Origin of the sequence: Methylicorpusculum oleiharenae (assembly GCF_009828925.2) — a bacterium.
In the GTDB taxonomy this organism is placed as follows: domain Bacteria; phylum Pseudomonadota; class Gammaproteobacteria; order Methylococcales; family Methylomonadaceae; genus Methylicorpusculum; species Methylicorpusculum oleiharenae.
This window is the reverse complement of sequence record NZ_WUTY02000001.1, coordinates 4,634,431-4,654,440: the sequence shown is the minus strand read 5'-3', so window position 1 is coordinate 4,654,440 and position 20,010 is coordinate 4,634,431. Positions and strand designations below refer to the sequence as shown.

The 20,010-nt window shown below is 48.7% G+C and carries 15 protein-coding genes; 12 read left to right on the top strand and 3 right to left on the bottom strand.

Going from position 1 to position 20,010, the window contains the following annotated elements; genetic code table 11:
- Positions 1–111 precede the first annotated feature (111 nt).
- From GO003_RS20670 to GO003_RS20660, 3 genes are all read right to left on the bottom strand, one after another.
- Positions 112–1,962, bottom strand: a complete 1,851-nt coding sequence (locus GO003_RS20670; protein ID WP_159659106.1) for an ATP-binding protein — start codon at positions 1,960–1,962, stop codon at positions 112–114.
- Complete coding sequence (locus tag GO003_RS20665) at positions 1,959–3,140, bottom strand: SIR2 family protein (protein WP_159659105.1); 1,182 nt, start codon at positions 3,138–3,140, stop codon at positions 1,959–1,961. Before GO003_RS20665 ends, GO003_RS20670 begins: the two co-directional genes overlap by 4 nt.
- 327 nt (positions 3,141–3,467) lie before the next feature.
- Positions 3,468–3,857 carry a LexA family protein gene (locus GO003_RS20660; RefSeq protein WP_159659104.1) on the bottom strand — a complete coding sequence of 130 codons (390 nt, stop codon included), beginning with the start codon at positions 3,855–3,857 and terminating at the stop codon, positions 3,468–3,470.
- Between the two features lie 540 nt (positions 3,858–4,397).
- Between GO003_RS20660 and GO003_RS20655 the strand changes: the two genes are divergently transcribed.
- The 12 genes from GO003_RS20655 to GO003_RS20600 are packed head-to-tail and all read left to right on the top strand — an operon-like array spanning position 4,398 to position 19,996.
- Positions 4,398–7,439 (top strand): type I restriction endonuclease subunit R, encoded by a 3,042-nt coding sequence (locus tag GO003_RS20655; protein ID WP_159659103.1) that lies wholly within the window; start codon positions 4,398–4,400, stop codon positions 7,437–7,439.
- 49 nt (positions 7,440–7,488) lie between these two features.
- A complete protein-coding gene (locus GO003_RS20650) occupies positions 7,489–7,716 on the top strand; it encodes a DUF2281 domain-containing protein (RefSeq protein WP_159659102.1) in 228 nt (75 codons plus the stop codon).
- Entirely contained in the window at positions 7,713–8,066 is a 354-nt protein-coding gene (locus GO003_RS20645) for a type II toxin-antitoxin system PemK/MazF family toxin (protein WP_159659101.1), read from the top strand. The genes GO003_RS20650 and GO003_RS20645 overlap by 4 nt, the downstream gene beginning before the upstream one ends.
- On the top strand, positions 8,063–9,061 hold the full coding sequence (locus GO003_RS20640; protein ID WP_159659100.1) for a PDDEXK nuclease domain-containing protein: 999 nt from the start codon (positions 8,063–8,065) through the stop codon (positions 9,059–9,061). Before GO003_RS20645 ends, GO003_RS20640 begins: the two co-directional genes overlap by 4 nt.
- Entirely contained in the window at positions 9,058–10,308 is a 1,251-nt protein-coding gene (locus GO003_RS20635; protein ID WP_159659099.1) for a restriction endonuclease subunit S, read from the top strand. The genes GO003_RS20640 and GO003_RS20635 overlap by 4 nt, the downstream gene beginning before the upstream one ends.
- Complete coding sequence (locus tag GO003_RS20630) at positions 10,305–11,300, top strand: PDDEXK nuclease domain-containing protein (protein WP_159659098.1); 996 nt, start codon at positions 10,305–10,307, stop codon at positions 11,298–11,300. Before GO003_RS20635 ends, GO003_RS20630 begins: the two co-directional genes overlap by 4 nt.
- 38 nt (positions 11,301–11,338) lie before the next feature.
- Positions 11,339–13,051 carry a type I restriction-modification system subunit M gene (locus tag GO003_RS20625; protein WP_159659097.1) on the top strand — a complete coding sequence of 571 codons (1,713 nt, stop codon included), beginning with the start codon at positions 11,339–11,341 and terminating at the stop codon, positions 13,049–13,051.
- Positions 13,052–13,107: 56 nt separating this feature from the next.
- Positions 13,108–14,433 (top strand): effector-associated domain EAD1-containing protein, encoded by a 1,326-nt coding sequence (locus GO003_RS20620; protein WP_231089117.1) that lies wholly within the window; start codon positions 13,108–13,110, stop codon positions 14,431–14,433.
- Between the two features lie 21 nt (positions 14,434–14,454).
- Positions 14,455–15,765 carry a GTPase-associated system all-helical protein GASH gene (locus GO003_RS20615; protein WP_159659096.1) on the top strand — a complete coding sequence of 437 codons (1,311 nt, stop codon included), beginning with the start codon at positions 14,455–14,457 and terminating at the stop codon, positions 15,763–15,765.
- Positions 15,758–16,723, top strand: coding sequence for a TRAFAC clade GTPase domain-containing protein (locus tag GO003_RS20610; protein ID WP_159659095.1), 966 nt, complete (start codon positions 15,758–15,760; stop codon positions 16,721–16,723). The genes GO003_RS20615 and GO003_RS20610 overlap by 8 nt, the downstream gene beginning before the upstream one ends.
- Positions 16,710–17,546, top strand: a complete 837-nt coding sequence (locus tag GO003_RS20605; protein WP_159659094.1) for a TRAFAC clade GTPase domain-containing protein — start codon at positions 16,710–16,712, stop codon at positions 17,544–17,546. The genes GO003_RS20610 and GO003_RS20605 overlap by 14 nt, the downstream gene beginning before the upstream one ends.
- Positions 17,525–19,996, top strand: a complete 2,472-nt coding sequence (locus GO003_RS20600; RefSeq protein ID WP_331001648.1) for a GAP1-N1 domain-containing protein — start codon at positions 17,525–17,527, stop codon at positions 19,994–19,996. The genes GO003_RS20605 and GO003_RS20600 overlap by 22 nt, the downstream gene beginning before the upstream one ends.
- Positions 19,997–20,010 lie beyond the last annotated feature (14 nt).

The following is a 20,010-nucleotide window of genomic DNA, read 5'->3' as shown; positions in this document are numbered from 1 at the left end:
TCGGCCACTTTGTGACATTTAAGAATTTCAACATATGGCGGTTGCAAAACAGAAAGCAGTCGTTCAACGTAGGTTTGGGCGCATTAAGGGCACTCCCGTTGAGAACATAAGCTATCCTGCCATTCGATTAGCGATCGTTGCGATTTCAGCTTCTGTTAATCGCTCCAGAGTCCAGCCCTTAGCAAATTTTGCAGTCTCTGACTTTGGAAGTTGGTCGTCTGTAAGATCGCGAATTCGAACCCTTGCAGGCATAGAGGCACCTTCTCCGACAAAGATCGCCTCTTGCTGAGCGAGATTCGGCAAAGCTTTCGTCATGCCAGACAAGCCATCCGGCAAGAAACGAGAAACATGTTGCTGGTCTGCTGCATTCGTAAGCCTCAAAACGAGCCATGTTCCGCACTGAGAAATCACGGTACTTTCAACGTCCGCAGGCCTTTGGCTAACTAGCATCAGACCAATTCCATATTTTCGCCCTTCACGAGCGATGCGGCGGATGGCAGTTTGAGCTGCCGCATACTCGGCCTCGCCCCTGTCGGGGACATAACGGTGAGCTTCTTCGCAAACTAGGACGACTGGATCACGTTTTCTTTCGTCAGTTGTTTGGTAAACCTTATACTGAAATAACAAACGGGCTAGCATGGCTGCAAGCGGACCGGCTACTTCATTTGGAAGGCCAGAAATATCCAGAATACGAATGTCCTGGTCCACACCCCCTTCGCCTTGGATCTGTCCAATCAACTGGGCAATAATATGCTCAAGTGGTGGACTCTGAGCATCCCACTCCCGCATCATGAAACGAATACGTGGATCACGCCTCAATACTGAGAGCTTATCCAAAATGGATTTAAATTTGGTGGCGAAATCAGAAGGCGTAACACTCTGAAGTTGAACTCCCTGCACACGCGCTGCCTGCAAATAGAAAATGTGGTTGTAAAACTCGTCAAGACTAAACGGCCTAGGTTTGTCATGATCAAACTCAATCAACTGTTCAAGCGTCACTCTCGCTTTAGGCCGGGGTGCATCATGGTCCAGTCCATCAGTTGGAGATGGCCCGCCATGTGCGGTCGGAGAAGGGTGAATAAGGTTAGCTGCAACCATTCGGGCAAAGGTGATAGCTTTGTAAACAATATTATTCTGAGAAGTAGCTTCTTGTTCAGTTTTCCCGATAACTAACGTTCTGAATTCATCAGCCGACATCAGCCAGTAAGGCAGGCTGATCGCAGAGCCAGTCGTCTCTTCGCTTCCGAGTGGGTCATAGGCACGATATACGATCGCACGCTTTTTGAATGCATGCCCGTATTCCCCATGAGGATCAATGACAAGTATTCGTGGATGACAGACTGTGTTCAGCTCTGGTGTGTGATCCAGCATGCTGTGAAGCAAAGCGGCAACTGCACCAGACTTTCCCGACCCCGTTGAGCCGAGCACCGCACAATGCATGCCAAGCATTTTATCCACGTTTGCCCGACATACGGCATTGTCCGCGCCGACGTAATGAGCAAATGGAACAAGTGGGCTATATTCGCCGTCATTCTGCTGCCCTTCAGCAGCCGAGTAAATCTGAACAGTCTCCTCGCGAGTGAGCAGATGCACGCTCTGGCGGGGCAGCGGATAGGTCGTAACACCGCGGACGAACCGAAGTTTCTGGTCTCCCGCGTTCCAGACACCTTCGGCAAACAGTTCGACCTCCATCAGTCGCTGGTCAGCATCGGGCGGAATAGGCTTCGCGATCTCAAGCAACTCCTCGGAACGCATGCGTAATAAGGTCACAAATCCGAACACGAGACGCCTTCCGAAATGGACTTTGACGATGCTTCCAATCTGACCTATGGGATAGACCCGCCCTTCGTAGGTTCGGGTGAGCTCCGTGACATCCCCCGATAACTCTACACGAATCGTAGTTCCTGATATTTCGACGATGTGCCCGATCTTGAGGTCAGAAATAAGATCAAATGTATTCATAGCGCGCAGGCCTCCGCTCCGCTATTAAGCATTTTGGTGACTCCAGCAAACGTCCACCAATCTCGTTTTGCTGGGGCAGTCGGAGGAGAATGAGGACCGTCCGCACCGACATACAAGCCATCTTCAGTAATGACATAGACCCGCTTGCCCCACGGCCCCTTCCTCCATTTCTGAAGAGTGGGATTGAGGCTCTGAGCGAAGGCGAGAACCGTTGTTTTGTTCTCTGGACGTTGAAGTGCTAGTTCAATCTCTTGGTTAATGTGCTCGTCCCCAAAGCTGTATCCGCAGGTTGCAAGAAGATTCTCCTCCCTCGCTCCAAGTGATCGGCGAAAAAGGTCAAATTGGGCCGCGAAGGGGTCCCGTTGAGTCGCCAGGTATTTGGTCGATTGCGGGTAGATGAGAACACGAGAAATCTTCTTCGGATAAAGATCGCCGTCGCGGACTCGCCATACACGCTCATCCTCTCCCAAATGCCAATCGATCGATCCGTGAAGCTTGATTACATGGGCACGATCTCTGAGGTTCGGCTCCTCGTCGCCATATCTATGGCTTCGATACGCGACCGCACCACCTGAAAAGCCGTCCCAATAGGAGAGCCCCCCGAGAGCAAGCGCATCCTCAAGGAGCGTGTCATAGTTGGTAGTGAATAATCGGACAGCTCTCCGGCGCTCGGCGATTCCTGCTTGGCTTCGATTGAACAGAGCAGAAAAAAATGCTGAATGGTGGTAGATAACGACGATCCGGTTCGCATGTGTTCCGATCACCTCCGGGCCTACACTAGGGTTAGCAGGCTTATATCCCCATCGAATAGTCTCAGCAATCCATGTCAGAATCTTTTGGTGGAGTTTATCGAGTTCATCTACCGAGAGAGTTACGCTGTCGAATATGACGGTCTTATCCTTGGATCGATCAGCAATCGCGCGGTGATCCCCGAGCTGACTCAAGATGTGTTCGATATGCGAGTCGTCAGAAAGCTGACTTTTCACAAACTGAAGAACCTTGATGTCGTTTGGCTCTCCTTCTGTTTCTGCCATAGTGAATACACGATCCGTTAGCGGCTCCATAAGGGGAATTCCGGCGTCAAGACTGATCCCAGCGCCGAATAACCATGACTGATTACTCGCCGCCAAAAGATTGTCAAGCTGGGCTAGTGCGTCTTTTGTTGCAGCAGGGTTCATATTTCTATTTATCTCCATTGTGTTGCTTTTTGACTGCTAGATCCTGAGCCCAGAATTCTTTGGCCTATTCTATTTTTCGCGCGTTATGGGTTTCAGATGTAGTTTTGAATGAGGGGGTTTAGTGCGACTAAGTCTAGTTCCAAATTTAATTCAACACCATAGCAACACGATACACAGTAACATTTTCATTAGGAAAATCTATGGGCACCAGGTAAGAGCGACTGGTAAAGTGCCGGTTGCAGCCATTCAGCAATTTAGCGCGCCGTCCGCAAAGGCTCGTCAACGACCATGTATTTTAAGAGCAGTTGATTCTAAAGCCTGGCTGCATCACACCGGATGAATAACGCTAGTCACCACGCCCCATATCACCATTTCGAGTTCTTCATATAGGACAATATCCCGATAGGCCGGGTTTTCCGAGCCTAACAGCCATCGCCCGGCCTGGCGTTTCAACCGCTTCACGACCAACTCCCCATTCAGCGCGCAAATCACAATCTTGCCCGGTACCGGCTCGATAGACCGATCGACAACCAGAATGTCATTGGGATGTATGCCGGCACCGAGCATCGATTCGCCTTCCGCGCGGACAAAGAACGTCGCGGCGGGTTTTTGTACCAGCAGCTCGTTTAAGTCCAGCGTTTTCTCGACATAATCATCGGCGGGCGAAGGAAAGCCGGCGGCGACTTTGCCGGAAAACAGCGGCAAGGCCACCGGCATCAGTGTTCGTGCAGGGAAGAGCATATTGTCCGGAAAGATGTGAATGGGGTATCGTGTTTGAGGTGTGTTAAAGCGTTATTATGTTCTCTATTGGTTCTTATTGTAGTTTGTTTTGGTAGGGGAAGAAACAGAATCCGGAAAATCGTACGATAAGCAAAATCCTGTTTAACAAAATAAAATCGCTATTTATTGAAAATCAGAACAATAAATTTCGAAGTTGAATAAACAGTAAACTCATTTAGTTTTAATGGTTTATGAATGCTCAGCGTACTTTAATTTCCGTTTTCTGAACTGTTAAACCCACTATAACTGTATATATTCATTACTGTACCAATGCCCGCTTGGATCGATTGTTGGTACAATGAGAATGTTGTTATTACTCTTGATTGCATCAGCATATCCCATTTCCCATGGACACCAACTTGAGCCAAAAGATGATCTGCAAAATGGAGAACACTTGATGCCAGGAATTTACTTAGTCTTCAGCAGTCTGCGAATAATCTCTTGCTTCGGCCTGAACATATCTTCTGAACGTTGCAAATGACCACTAAAGAAGCCCAGATCGAACAAAGCCTGATTGCCAAGTTAACCGATCTTAAATACACGCATCGTCCCGATATACGCGACCGCGAATCGCTAGAGCAAAACTTCCGCCAAAAATTCGAGGCGTTGAACCGAGTGCATTTGACCGATGCCGAATTCGCGCGCCTGCGCGATGAAATCGTCACCACCGACGTATTCACCGCCGCCAAAACCCTGCGGGAACGTAATTACTTTCAACGTGAAGACGGCACCCCGCTGCATTACACCCTGGTCAATATCAAAGACTGGTGTAAAAACGACTTTGAAGTGATTAACCAACTGCGCATCAATACCGACAACAGCCACCACCGGTATGACGTGATTTTGCTGATCAACGGCGTGCCGGTCGTGCAGATTGAGCTGAAAACCCTCCAGGTCAGTCCGCGCCGTGCCATGGAGCAAATTGTTGAATACAAAAACGAACCCGGCAACGGCTACAGCAACACGCTGCTGTGCTTCATGCAGTTATTTATCGTCAGCAATGAAAGCAATACCTACTACTTTGCCAACAACCACAACCAGCACTTCAGTTTTAACGCCGACGAGCGCTTCTTGCCGATTTACCAACTGGCGGACGAGAGCAACCAAAAAATCGCCCACCTGCACGATTTTTCCGACACTTTTCTAGCCAAATGCACACTGGGCCAAATGATCAGCCGCTACATGGTACTGGTCGCCAGTGAGCAAAAGCTGATGATCATGCGCCCTTACCAAATCTATGCGGTCAAGGCGATTGTCGATTGCATCCACCAAAACCGGGGCAACGGCTACATCTGGCACACGACCGGCAGCGGCAAAACCCTTACCTCGTTTAAAACCTCAACGCTGCTCAAAGATAATCCGGATATTGAAAAATGCCTGTTCGTGGTGGACCGTAAAGACCTCGACCGGCAAACCCGCGAGGAATTCAACCGCTTCCAGGAAGGTTGTGTCGAAGAAAATACCAACACCGAAACCCTGGTACGACGCATGCTCTCGGAAGACTACGCCGATAAAGTCATCGTCACGACCATTCAAAAGCTCGGCCTGGCGTTGGACGAAAACAGCAAACGCAACCAAACCAACACGCAAAAGGGCAAGCCCACCTACAAGCAACGCCTCGAACCGTTGCGCGACAAGCGCGTCGTGTTTATCTTCGACGAATGCCACCGCTCGCAATTCGGCGAAAACCATAAAGCCATCAAAGAATTTTTTCCCAACGCGCAACTGTTCGGCTTTACCGGCACGCCGATTTTCGACGACAACGCCAACTACGTGCAAATCGACGGCACGGTCGGGTCGTTCAAAACCACCGAGGATATTTTCGAAAAACAACTGCACGCCTACACCATCACCCACGCCATCGATGACAAAAACGTACTGAGTTTTCACATCGATTACTTTCAGCCCGAAGACCCGAACGGTAAAAAAGCCAAACTCAAACCCGGCGAAACCGTCTCCCAGCAAGCCGTCGTCGAAGCGATCCTGAACAAACACGATGCCGCCACTAACTCGCGGCGTTTTAACGCAATTTTGGCTACAGCGTCGATCAACGAGGCGATTGCCTATTATGATTTGTTCAAATCCATTCAAGCCAAAAAACAGACTGAAGATGACAGCTACGCACCGCTGAACGTCGCTTGCGTGTTCTCGCCGCCCACGCAAACACTGGCAAAAGACAACGACACGCTAAACGGCAAAAATGTGGCCGACATCAAGCAACTGCAAGACGACCTGCCGCAAGAAAAAGCCGACAACCAAGAACAGCCGGAACAGAAAAAAGCCGCGTTAACAGCGATTATCGCCGACTACAACGCCCGGTACGGCAGCAACCACAGTATTAACGACTTCGACCTGTACTATCAGGACATACAACAACGCATTAAAGACCACAAATATTCCAATCAGGATTACCCTCGCAAACACAAAATCGACATCGTCATCGTGGTGGATATGCTGCTCACCGGCTTCGATTCCAAATACCTCAATACCTTGTATGTCGATAAAAACCTCAAATACCACGGTTTGATCCAAGCCTTCTCGCGCACCAACCGGGTACTGAATGACAGCAAACCCTGGGGCAACGTGCTGGATTTTCGCGGTCAGGAAAAGGAAGTCGATGCCGCCATCGCCTTGTTCTCCGGCCAATCCATCGACAAAGCCAAAGAAATCTGGCTGGTAGACCCCGCGCCGACGGTGATCAACAAACTGCAAACGGCGGTCGGCACTCTGGCAACCTTTATGAAAGCGCAAGGCCTGGATTGCGCGCCGGAACAAGTCGCCAACCTGAAAGGCGACACGGCCCGCGCCGAATTCATCAACCACTTCAAAGAAGTGCAGCGCCTGAAAACCCAGCTTGATCAATACACCGACCTCGGCGAAGATCAACAGGCCCAAGTCGAAAAACTGCTACCCGAAGACACTTTGCGCGGCTTTAAAGGCGTGTATCTGGACACCGCCCAACGCCTGAAAGCCCAACAAGGCAAAGGCGGCGACGGTACCAGCACGGTGGAACAGCTGGAATTTGAATTCGTGCTGTTCGCCTCGGCGGTGATCGATTACGACTACATCGTGGGCCTGATCGCCAAATTCACCCAAAAAACCAGCAAACAAAAAATGACCCGCGAAGAACTGATCGAGTTGATCAGTTCCAGCGCGAATTTGCTGGACGAGCGCGACGATATCATTGCTTACATCAACAGTCTGCCCGCAGGGCAAAGTCTCAATGAAAAGGCCATTCGCGACGGTTACCCAGCCTTCAAAGCCGCCAAGGCCGCCAGCGACTTGGCCGCCATCGCAGAAAAGCACGGTCTGCAAGCATCGGCCCTGCAGACCTTTGTCGATGCCATCATGAGCCGGATGATTTTCGATGGCGAAAAGCTCAGCGATCTATTGGCTCCACTGGAACTGGGCTGGAAAGCCCGCACCCAAGCCGAACTGGCCTTGATGGACGACTTGCTGCCGGTATTACACAAACTGGCCCAAGGCCGCGAAATTTCAGGATTGGCGGCGTATGAATAACCATTCAGCCAGCCGATGATTACCTTACCAATTAACTGAGGAGTTTGAGATGAACCAAGCGCAATTACTTGAAAAAATTCAGGCTTTACCACCCGATAAACAAGCCGAGGTCTTTGACTTTGTCGATTTTCTTGCCTCCCGTAGCGCAAGCAACAGCCAACAGGATGAATGGACTGATGCCAAATTCAGTGAAATGGCCATGAGCCAGGCGTTGCGTGGCATGGAAGACGAGTCGCCCCTTTATACCCAAGCCGATCTTAAGGAGCGTTGGCGATGAAACAAGCCGGGCAAATCGTGCTGGTACACTTTCAGTTTACCGATCTTTCTGGAGCAAAGCCACGTCCGGTGCTCATGCTGAGGAAAGCATCAGTTCAATTTGATGATTGGCTGGTGTGCATGGTCTCTTCGCAATTGCAGCAAATCGACGCCTCGCTAGATGAAGTTGTGTCACCCAGCGATGCCGACTTTGCGGCAACAGGCCTAAAAGTTGCCAGCGTCTTGCGCCTATCCCGGCTAGCGGTTTTGGACGGCGCATTGCTTATGGGCAGCTTGGGGGCTATCAGTAATGAGAGGTTGCAGCGGATTCGCCAACGGCTCGCCGCCTGGATTTTAGCGGGAAGTCAATGAATAAGCCGCATGTGCTTGAGCCAATATTCAGCGAAGTGCTGCAGCACATACAGCATGCACGGCACAAAATCTTTACCCAAGCCAACACGGCCCTGATTGACCTGTATTGGCACATCGGCCTTACCATCAGCCACAAAGTGCAAAGCGAAGCTTGGGGCAAAGGCGTGGTGACCGAGTTAGCCCGTTACATCGCCCAAAATGCCCCGGACATCAAAGGCTTCAGCGACAAAAACCTCTGGCGCATGAAGCAGTTTTACGAGACGTATCAAACCGATGAAAAACTCGCCACACTGTGGCGAGAATTGTCATGGAGCCATAATCGCCTCATCATGACCTTAAAAACCCAGGAAGAACGCGCGTTCTATCTACATCTGGCGGTTCAGGAAAGACTCAGTGTGCGCGAGTTGGAGCGCCAAATCGATACCGCCTATTTTGAACGCAACCTGCTGAGCGCAAAACTCTCACCACTGGCGAGAGAAATACATCCCAGTATCCAGCAAACCTTCAAAGACCAGTACGTGCTGGAGTTTCTCGGCTTGCCGGAAACCCACAGCGAAAACGACCTGCAAACCGCGCTGATCCAGCACATGAAAGCCTTTATTCTGGAACTGGGCAGCGACTTTATCTTCATGGGCGAACAATTCCGCCTGCAAGTCGGCAATCAAGATTTTTTTATCGACCTGCTGTTTTATCACCGTGGTCTATCGGCGCTGGTGGCCTTTGAACTCAAAATCGGCAAATTCTCGCCGGAACACATGGGTCAACTGAATTTTTACCTGGAAGCGCTGGACCGCGATGTCAAAAAACCGCATGAAAACCCCAGCATTGGTGTCTTGCTCTGCCGCGACAAAGACGACGAAGTCGTGGAGTACGCACTATCGCGCAACCTTTCGCCGACCTTGATTGCGCAATATCAATTGCAACTGCCGAATAAAAAACTTATCCAGGCCAAATTGCATGAGTTGTTGGCGCAAGAACGGGAGGGCGAACGATGAGCGAACCCACGAAAAAGGCTTTGGTGCCGATGTTGCGGTTTCCTGAGTTTCGGGATGCAGGGGAGTGGGCCGATGCCCCCCTAATTGCATTGGCTAAATTTAGGAGGGGTAGCTTTCCGCAACCTTATGGTTTACCTGAATGGTATGACGAAGAGAATGGGATGCCTTTTGTTCAGGTTTTTGATGTAGGCAATAATTTACGATTAAAGCTAAAAACTAAAAATAAAATCAGCAAACTTGGCGCAGAACAAAGCGTATTTATTGCAAAAGGTACATTAATAATCACCCTACAAGGATCAATTGGAAGGGTTGCGATTACGCAATATGATGCTTATATTGATAGAACGTTACTAATCTTCGAGAAATTTATTAAGCCGACTGAAAAATTATTTTTCGCTTATGTTATTCAGAGTTTATTTGAAATTGAAAAAGAGAAAGCACCGGGCGGAATAATTAAGACAATTACAAAAGAATCGCTTAGCAATTTTATAGTTACATTACCTAGTCTTTCTGAACAACAAAAAATCGCTGATTGCCTGTCTTCCATCGACGAACTGGTCACTGCACAAACCCAAAAAGTCGAAGCCCTCAAAGCCCATAAAAAAGGCCTGATGCAGCAGCTTTTCCCCGCCGAAGGCGAAACCGTCCCCCAACTGCGCTTTCCTGAGTTTCGGGATTCATGGAAATTCAAGGTGTTAGGGCAATTTCTGGAAGGCTACTCCGAAAGAGTTCCTTCAAGCACAGAGTTAACTATTTATAGCTCTACAAGGGAGGGTTTGAAAACGCAAAAAGACTATTATGATGGCCGTGAGTTGGTAAACGAAGGAGAGTATGGGGTTGTTCCAAACGGATATTTCGTTTATAGACACATGAGTGATGATGCGGTCTTTAAATTCAACATTAACAGTTTAGAAAATCGAATTGCAGTAAGTAAAGAATACCCTGTTTTTAAAACTAAAGGATTAAACGCATTTTTTTTGCTTCAAAAATTAAATAATGGCCTCGATTTTCAGGAATTTGCGATTATCCAAAAAAAAGGTGGTACTAGAACGCGACTTTATTTTAAGACACTATGTTCATGGCAAACACTATTGCCGACTATCCAAGAACAACAAAAAATCGCCAATTGCCTATCGTCCATTGACGATCTGATCAGCACCCAAACCCAAAAACTCGCCGCCCTAAAAGCCCACAAAAAAGGCCTGATGCAACAGCTGTTTCCAGCCGTGGATGAGGTACAACCATGAGCGCATTGACGACATTTCAGGCGGACATTAAAAATATTCTCGAACAGGCTCGTAACAAGGCGCGTTCGGCGGTCAATGCGGCCATGGTCGAATCCTACTGGCTGATTGGTCGGCGTATTGTGGAGGAGGAGCAGCACGGGCAGCACAAAGCCGAATACGGTGCCCGCCTGATTGAAGATCTGTCGACCGCATTGATGGCGGATTTCGGCAAGGGTTTTTCTTATGCCAATCTCTACAACTGTCGTCAGTTCTACTTGACCTTTCCCGATCAAGCGATTCTCTACACAGCGTGTAGAGATTTGAGCTGGAGTCATCTGCGCTTGATCATGCGGGTGGATTCGCCGCAGGCCATCGACTACTATTGCCGCGAAACCCGAGAGCAGAACTGGACGGTGCGCCAACTGGAACGCAACATCAAAAGCCGGAGCTTTCAGCGCTTACTTTCAACCCAGGGCAATCAATCTTCATCACAAGGCGCATCCGCCCATCTGGAATTCATCAAAGATCCCTATGTGCTGGAATTCTTGCAACTGCCGGAGGCAGGCCAGCTAAAAGAGAGTCGGCTGGAGCAAGCGATTATCGAGGAATTGCAAAAATTCCTACTGGAACTGGGCAAGGGATTCTCGTTCGTCGCCCGGCAAATGCGCATTAGCACCGAGACCAGTCATTTTTTTATTGACCTGGTTTTTTACAACTACCTGCTCAAATGCTTTGTCATCATTGACCTAAAAACCGGCAAACTCAGTCATCAGGATATTGGTCAGATGGATATGTATGTGCGTATGTTTGACGATCTCAAGCGCGGCGAAGACGACAACCCCACCATCGGCATTATTCTTTGTGATAGCAAGGATGAAACCATCGTCAAATACTCAGTCATCAAGGAAAGCCAACAACTTTTCGCCTCCAAGTATCAGCGCATACTCCCGACCGAAGAGGAGCTGGTCGCCGAAATAGAGCGCGAGAAGCGATTGATCGAGGCAACGAAATGATGGATTACTTCTACTGACCGACCATACGGAAAACGATCATGACCCAACAAGAACTCAACAAACTCGGCAGCACGCTATGGGCAATCGCCGACGATCTTCGTGGTGCGATGAACGCCGACGACTTTCGCGACTATATGCTGTCGTTTCTGTTTTTGCGCTATTTGTCAGATAACTACGAAGCCGCCGCACAAAAAGAACTGGGGCCGGATTATCCGAATTTACCCAGTAACCCCACACTCACCTTGCCAGGGGAGATCAGAGATGCGGGATCTGTCTATCAAAAGTTGCCCCCTACACAGCAAACTCCTGAGGTTGTGAGGGGGTATCTTTCGCCGCTATCGCTATGGTATGCAGCGAATGCCGGTGATGTGGCGGAATTTGAAAAACAAATGCGCCGCAAAGTGCATTACGTGATTGAGCCGCAGCATCTGTGGAGCAGCATTGCCGAACTGGCCAGAACCCAAAACGGCGAGTTGCTGCACACCTTGGAAAAGGGCTTTAGGTACATCGAAAACCAAAGTTTTGACAGCACCTTTCAGGGCCTGTTCTCGGAGATTAACCTCAATTCCGAAAAGATCGGCAAAAATTACACGGAACGGAATGCCAAACTGTGCACCATCATCAGTAAAATCGCTGCGGGCATTGCACAATTTTCCACCGATAGCGATATTTTGGGCGATGCCTATGAATACCTGATCGGCCAGTTTGCCGCCGGCTCCGGCAAAAAAGCCGGCGAGTTTTATACGCCGCAACAGATTTCTGACATTCTGTCCGCTATTGTTGCCCTCGACAGTCAGGAACCGGCCACCGGTAAAAAGAAAAAGCTGGATAAGGTGCTGGATTTTGCCTGCGGTTCGGGCTCATTGTTACTCAATGTCCGGAAGCAACTCGGTTCCCATGGAGTTGGCAAAATCTACGGCCAGGAAAAAAACATCACCACCTACAACTTGGCACGGATGAATATGCTGCTGCATGGGGTGAAAGATTCCGAATTTGAAATTCACCACGGCGATTCCTTGCTAAACGATTGGGATATCCTGAACGAAATGAACCCCGCCAAAAAGCTGCAATGCGATGCGGTAGTGGCTAATCCGCCGTTTAGTTACCGCTGGGAACCGAACGAAACCTTAGGCGAAGATTTCCGTTTTAAAAGTTATGGCCTCGCACCCAAGTCAGCCGCCGACTTTGCCTTTTTATTGCACGGTTTTCATTTTTTAAGCGACCAAGGCACGATGGCGATTATTTTGCCGCACGGGGTTTTGTTTCGCGGTGGTGCCGAAGAGCGTATCCGTACCAAGCTGTTAAAAGACGGCCACATCGATACCGTGATAGGCCTGCCTGCCAATCTATTTTTCTCAACCGGTATTCCAGTTTGTATTCTGGTATTGAAAAAATGTAAAAAACCGGATGACGTGCTGTTTATCAATGCCAGCGAACACTTCGAAAAAGGCAAACGCCAGAACCGCTTGTTGCCTGAGCATATCGACAAGATTGTCGATACTTACCAATTCCGCAAGGAAGAAGAGCGCTATTCGCGTCGGGTTGCGATGGCCGAGATCGAGCAAAACGATTTCAACCTGAATATTTCCCGTTATATCAGTACCGCCAAAGCAGAAGTGCAAATTGACTTGCAGGTAGTCAACGCCGAGTTGGTGAATTTAGAGAAAAGCATTGTTGCAAGCACTGACAGGCATAACCAATTCCTTAAAGAGTTGGGGTTGTCGCCTTTACCGTGCGTTCTAAGAGAGTAATGACCTCTAAGCGGGAGCATTTGAACAAAAACTTTATGCAATACCATCAAAACACTATGTTTACCATCGATGTATTACTGATATGTGCACTTAAAGATGAATACGACCAAGTCCTTAAAGTCACCGATGGTCTTCAGAGTTCGGGCTGGAATGAGCATCCGATTACTAGCGGCTGGATCGTAGCGGACGCTGATTTTGCTACTGCAACTGGTGACATCCTTAGAATTAGGGCGACACACGCCAGTCACATGGGGCGAGAGCAGGTTCAGGCTGCCGCAAGTAAACTCATTTTTGATCAGCCCGCTCGATGCATCGCTATGAGTGGGATCTGTGCTGGGCGACGAGGCAAGGTATCCCTAGGCGATGTGATATTTGCGGAACGACTCTGGTCATACGATGCCGGAAAGATAGCTGTTGAGGATGGTGTAGAAAAATTCCAAGGCGATCCTATCCAATATAATCCGTCAAAAGTATGGGCGCAGCGTATGCAGCATGTAGCTATCCCTTCACCAAGCACTTCTTGGTTAAGTTCCCGCCCTAGATTGCCATTAGAGTATCAAGAAAAGTGGGTTTTACTTCGTCTTTATGCCGGTGAAGAGCCGAGGCAAAACCCAAATTTCAATTCAGAATGTCCGAACTGGAGCGAAGTTCTGCCGCGTCTTTGGAAACGTAAATGGTTGGAAAAACCGTTGACGTTGACAGACACGGGACGGCAACATGCTGAAGAGTTAAATTTGCTATATCCCGCCACACTACCAGCGTCACCTGATTTTATGATTCATGTTGCACCTATTGCAACGGGAGCAGCTGTTAGCGAGGATGAGGGGGTATTCCCGCGTCTCGCAGAATCAATGCGCAAAGTTCTTGGCATAGAAATGGAGGCAACCGCGCTGGGTGCGTTTGGCGAAGTCCACGACATACCTGTAGTTGTCGCAAAAGGTGTGTCTGATTATGGCGACTCGTTTAAGGATGATCGCTACCGTGAATTTGCTGCCCGAGCTTCCGCCGAATTATTGATCGCCTTTCTACGGAATGCGGCAGATTTGCTACCAAAGCAAAATACCCCAACTGGTTTAGCCTCTGCAAAACTTTCATTTTTATCATCTGTAAGTAACATACCAACCGATCTTATTAATGTACTCGCAGAAGAATATCCCGACGTTCAACATGCCCGCGCTTTATGGCAACGTGCCGGTGGCAGAGTCAGTGATGTCGAAAATTTAGCCAGACCTCGCGATCTATGGCAACGGCTTTGGCAACGCAGTGTGCAAGGTGCGTCGGCTCGCCCCGAAACGTTACTGCAAGCGGCGTTGGAGGACCTGCCTGAAAATGTCGTATTAAGTCAATACCTCGTCATGCTGAATGAATCAAAGACAATTTAATTTTCCTATAGGGAGCTATGGATGTCCAACTTACTAACCGAATTGCTAAAAGCCGGACTTATCGAAAAACTTGAAGGCGACGATGGGCGTTTTTCAAAAATTGAACAAGCGGCCAAAGCCATCGCCCAAGAACTTCGTGAACAGCCGCCACAACTGATTCGGGCCATTTTGGCTGGGCTTGATCCAGACATAGATAAAGACGATCCTATTATTGTTAGAGCTGAACAAGCTTTAGTTGCGGAATGGAAAGCCGTACGTTCGGTTTTTCCTGATAGGCCTATCAACATTCTCAGAGCCATTTTGTTGGATGCCTGCAATCAAGTGGCCGAGGAAGAAAATTATGCAGCTATCTTGTGGCTAACGGCGGCGGATACTTTGCCCTTATTACGGTTGGGCAGGGAAGAAACTATTGTTCGTCAGATACTGGAAACCTGGTTCAAGTGCGCTGAAGAGAAATCGCTGGTGGGGCATGCTCTATCTGATGATGCCGATCAGAACTTTGGTGTGGACTTGAAGTTCCCAAAGACTACTGCGCTTGAATCACCGAAAGTAGATAGAGTGGGATTGTTAACAAAAATAGAAGGTGCGGCTGGACCTCATAATAATCAGAGTAAAGCTGCACCTAATCCAAATCCTCAATGGCCCAATACCGGCTCCACATGGTCTTTTGAATTTGCGCCAAGGATGCAAACCTTGCTTGCTGATGAATTAGAGACATTGGCGGATAAGTTTCATAAGTCTCAGCTTGTGGAAATTAAAGAAGTGCAAACTTATATTGCCAAGTTAACTCAAGCAGTGAATGAGTCTCTGGTTACCCAACAGCGTAATGTCCAAGAGGCCAGGAAAGCTGAACAAATTCGTTTAAATTCCCTGTGGTGGTCAGAGGCGCTTTACTCGACTACATTGCGTTGCAGCTATCGTGAACTCGATCCTGCTATTGCGACTGTAGTGATGGCGGTAGATCTGCTTAACGAAGTTGTCCAGCCTACAACCGCCAGCGTCGGTTACTTACTTGCCGAAGCCGTCAACCGGTTGCCTGATGCTGATTTCAGTAAAAAGCTAACATTGCATGTGTTGCTCGAAACACTAGGTAAAGTGTGTGGTCGTCTCGACAGTGAATGGCTGAAAACGCTCGACATACCCCCTGAAACAGGCCGTTTAAGCTTGCGTGATGGGGTGGCCTTAGTTCTAACCGGCAAAGCACAAGATGTTTTATCGACATTGAAGCGCATGGGAGCAAACGGCGAGCATGAAATGAGTTTCCCCCAATTTGCGCATACATTCTTCAGACAAGAACAAGCGGTGCAATTGGCAGAGGCCTCGCATGAATAAGCCTTGCGCAGACAAAAGTTGTTTCGCTCATAAAGGCGAGTCTTGTGCTCTTGGAGAAACGGATTTAGCCAAGTGTGATTCGTGGTGTGCAACGATAACCGATGATAAATCCGAAGAGATAAGTATTACTGCAACAACTTTCCGTGTACCTTGGTCTGGCAGTGCATTAGGTTTAGCAGACATGGCAAATTTGAGCCCACGTGGTCGCACTATTTTGATTGGCGTTCTTGGTGCACATGATGCAGGCAAAACCACGCTGTTAACCGGCAACTATTTGCAGTTGTTGCAAGGAAAGTTACTGGCAAATGCGGGGTTCGCCGGGTCTCGTACTTTGGGAGCATGGGAAGCTTTAGCTGCATGGACGAGATTTGATGATGCGGCTCGTCCTGCATTGTTTCCACCTCATACACCGCGTGGGACAAGTCGTGTACCGGGTCTGCTTCATTTGGCTTTGCGGAATACCAAGGGCGAGTTCAGAGATATACTGCTGGCTGATGCGCCTGGGGAATGGTTTACTCGTTGGGCCATCAAGGAAGATGCACCCGAGGCGGAAGGCGCTAGGTGGGTTGTGCGTAACGCGGATGCGTTTTTGGTATTTGCAGACTGCAATCGGCTTGCCACGTCAAACCCGGAACGTGGTAAGGCACGAAATGAGTTACGCCAGATTTTGGAGCGACTTGGAAATCATGTGGGCGATCGTCCCACCACAATGGTCTGGGCAAAAGATGATATTGAACCCAACGCGGACATCCGTTCATCCATACAACAAACACTAACAAGGCAAATACCTCACGCACTAGAGGTTAGTTCTAGCACTAACCGGCCTGCCACATTAACGAAGGCAATGGAGACAGCTCTTTGTCCCGCTTGGTCACCGGTGCCGGCCACTTACCTAGTTGAGCCTGTTCTCCATCATCAGCCATTTTCTGCTTTTCGAGGTAGTCATGCATACGCCTGAAATCCTGTTGCTCGGTGGGCCGGATAGCGGAAAAACACACTTTGCGGGTCAACTATATGGACGTTTGAAACGGAATCCTGGTTTGCTCGAACTTCGTGATACACCCGCAGATCTTAGCGCTCTGGAAGAAGTGCTACATTGCCTGGAAAATGGTCATGCTGCAGAGCACACTTCGGCAGGTACCTGGACTGATGTTTTATTACCACTCAGGGATAAGCATGGCAACGAGCTGGATTTGCGCTGGCCCGATTACGGCGGTGAGCAATTACTTACGATATTTACCGAACGCCAAGTCACTGAAGCGTGGCGATCTGAACTTCGTTTAGCTGATGGCTGGCTGCTTCTCATACGATTGAAAAAAGAAACAACTTATCCTGATGCGCTAACAGAACTGGCAAATCGATCATCAGATAGTAACGGCACCACAGCACGTGCAGGCAATTGGGATGGAAACGCCCGCTGGGTTGAGCTGTTGCAAATTTTGTTGCATGTAGCTGGCTTGAGCACAGTGGCACACCTTAAACAACCACGCCTTGCGGTGCTGCTTTCCTGCTACGATGAGTTGGCGGTAGATAACCAGCTACCTAGCCAAGTGTTAGCCAAAAACCTACCTTTGGTCTCCGCATTTATCGATAGCATATGGAAGCCTTCTGCCATCAGTATCTGGGGGCTTTCAGCATTAGGCTGTCTATTAGAGAAGAATAGTGATAACGAAAATTTCATTAACCAAGGGCCTGAGCACCAGGGCTGGGTTGTTAACCCAGATGGGCATAAGGACGCTGATCTAAGTCGCCCGCTTGCATGGCTGTTGGGGGTCGAGTGATTCAGCCGCTCATGGCGCGGTACGGTGTAAAGGATAACAGTCACGGATTACTGGAATGGCAAGGAGCTCCAGCCTCCTTACCCTCTGAATTGCTAGGCTTGACGGACAAACCACCCGGCCATCTCGTTCCTGGAGAGCGCTGGTGGCCGTCTTTAGGTTGCGGTGCGGTTGGCGATTGGTGGGTGCTATGGTGGACGATGCCCGATGAATCAGCTTACCGAGCTGGCATGGTGCGTAGTGAGGTTGCTTTATGGCGACGGGAAGATATTGGAGCCGTCAATGATTTGCGTCCTGTGCTAGCGTTGCTTTCAGGAATGGAAACAATATCAGCGTCATCAACAGAGCAATTACATTCTGTGGCAGAGGCCTTGGTGTCATCAGAAGTCGCGCGAACTCCCGTATTCTCAGATTTGGATGCTTGGCCGGGAATTCTTGCCGATATTTGGTCACGATTGTGGCCAGAAGCGCGGCGCAACTTTTCTGCGCGGGTTGTCGTGATTCCTCCACAAGGTGGTGAATCGGTTGCACCGCCACTGCTGTATTGCGTGCCACGTCAGAGTTTGCCTGGATGGGCCAATTTTACGGTGATCCGCTTTACTTCGGATTCAGCTCCAATAAATCGTGCGGCCACCTGGCTGATAGGCGAAGACGATTCTACTTTTAAAGAAATATTGGACTCATGCCATTTCTGTTCTGGTGACCTGAAAGAACTTGATACGGTAGCCCGCTCGGCGGATCGCTTGGATAAATTACGCGAATGTCCAATGCCCAATAATGCACTTGGTTTTTTGCGTACCTTATCGGTTCTTACTCCGTCGCATGACGAGGCAATAAATTTGAAAACCGAAGCATTAAAGGCGCTGGTTGTTGATTTGAATGCTGAGAAACCTGAGTTCGTATTAAAACTCAGAAACCTTACCCCCGTTTTCTTACCAAATGATACTTCGCTCCCAGATGCGGTTGGAAACTGGATTACTACTCAGTCATACAAATTAACGACAGACGAATCACGAAAGCTTCTCACAAGCTTAGAAGAGAATAAAGCTGAAACGTGGTGGCAGACGTCAGTGCGTCAAGCACTGCTTAAAGGTTTCTCTAACCCTGATAAACAGTGGGCCAAGATCGCGCTTAATTGGCTTGGATTACATGATTGCACGGAGATACTCCAAGCTATTATTCCTTCTAGCGAAACAATTGAAACCTGTTTGCTTGATGTTGTTGATGATGAAATAAATCTATCCGAAACGGCACTAAGACAACTTGAAACGCTAGTGAAATCACGGCAATGGTCTGGCTTGCACGCTTGGGTAGTAATGAATTTATATTCTCCATCGCAGGCATTTCAGCTTCAACGGGATTTTCCGGGGAGTGCGGTTGATGGTTTGAAATATCTAGTCGCGCATTTGTCAGGTGGCGATATTATCAATGAAGTGATAAATACGCCTGACAGTCAACTGATTCAGCTTGTCGTTCAGCGCACAGTACGGGAACCGCAATTGTTGAAAGACTTGAATGCGGGAAAGGCAGTTTGGCGTGATTTATGGGCTGCACATATCGCTGCTGGTGGCGTTTGTTGGCCACCGAACGTTAACCGAGAAATACAGGGTTTAAAGCTACTTGATGCTGTTACGATGGGCGAAAAGGAGTCATCGGGACTCATCGCGATACTTGCTAAAGACTTGGAGGGAATTACTTTTAATCATCCTGATAGAGTAAAGTTATGGAGCGTGTTGAGTGCTGACAGTTGTATGGCATTGCTCCCCGTGGTTGCAGATGTCTTGATACAAACCTGCAATGCTGGGCAGGTTGTTTCCAGCCCTGAACCTCAACTGGCTCAGGAAGTTCTCAAGCGAACCCGTACAATTGGTCTTTCAATCAAGGTTTTTGTCGTGCTCTTATCATCGAATGTGTCGCTGGACGAGCAGGATTTGATTAGCTGCATCTCATCATCAATACGAGCAGACTGGCAGCCAGGTGTAGCCACAGTAATCGGGAAAGTGATGTCTGAAAGAAGATGGAAGAGGGCGGCAGAAAAATCATATGATCGGTATATGTCGGGAGCAATACCAGAACTGCAATCTGTGGTGGAAGCCTGTCAGACGTTACTTTCTTGGTGGCAGCGTGTGAAGATCGATTTTAAAATGGGAAATACTAACTTAACTTCAAATATTGAGGAGAGTCTTGTATCTCGAGTTGCTGAATTAGGAGGTAATCTCGCTCCTGAAGAACTAGATGACATTTGGGAGCGTGCTGGTGGAAAGCGCAAGGAGTTAAAGATAGGAAGTACACCAGCAATACGCTGGCAATCAGCCGCCAAGTCAGCTCAAAATGGTAAGCTGAAGAATGGTTTGCTGGCACTAGTAAAAGAACTGCAAAATACACATCCGCATAACCCTGATTTAAAAGAACTAGTGGGTATTATTACTGAAATGAAAAATAGCAATTCATGACGGTAACAAGCATA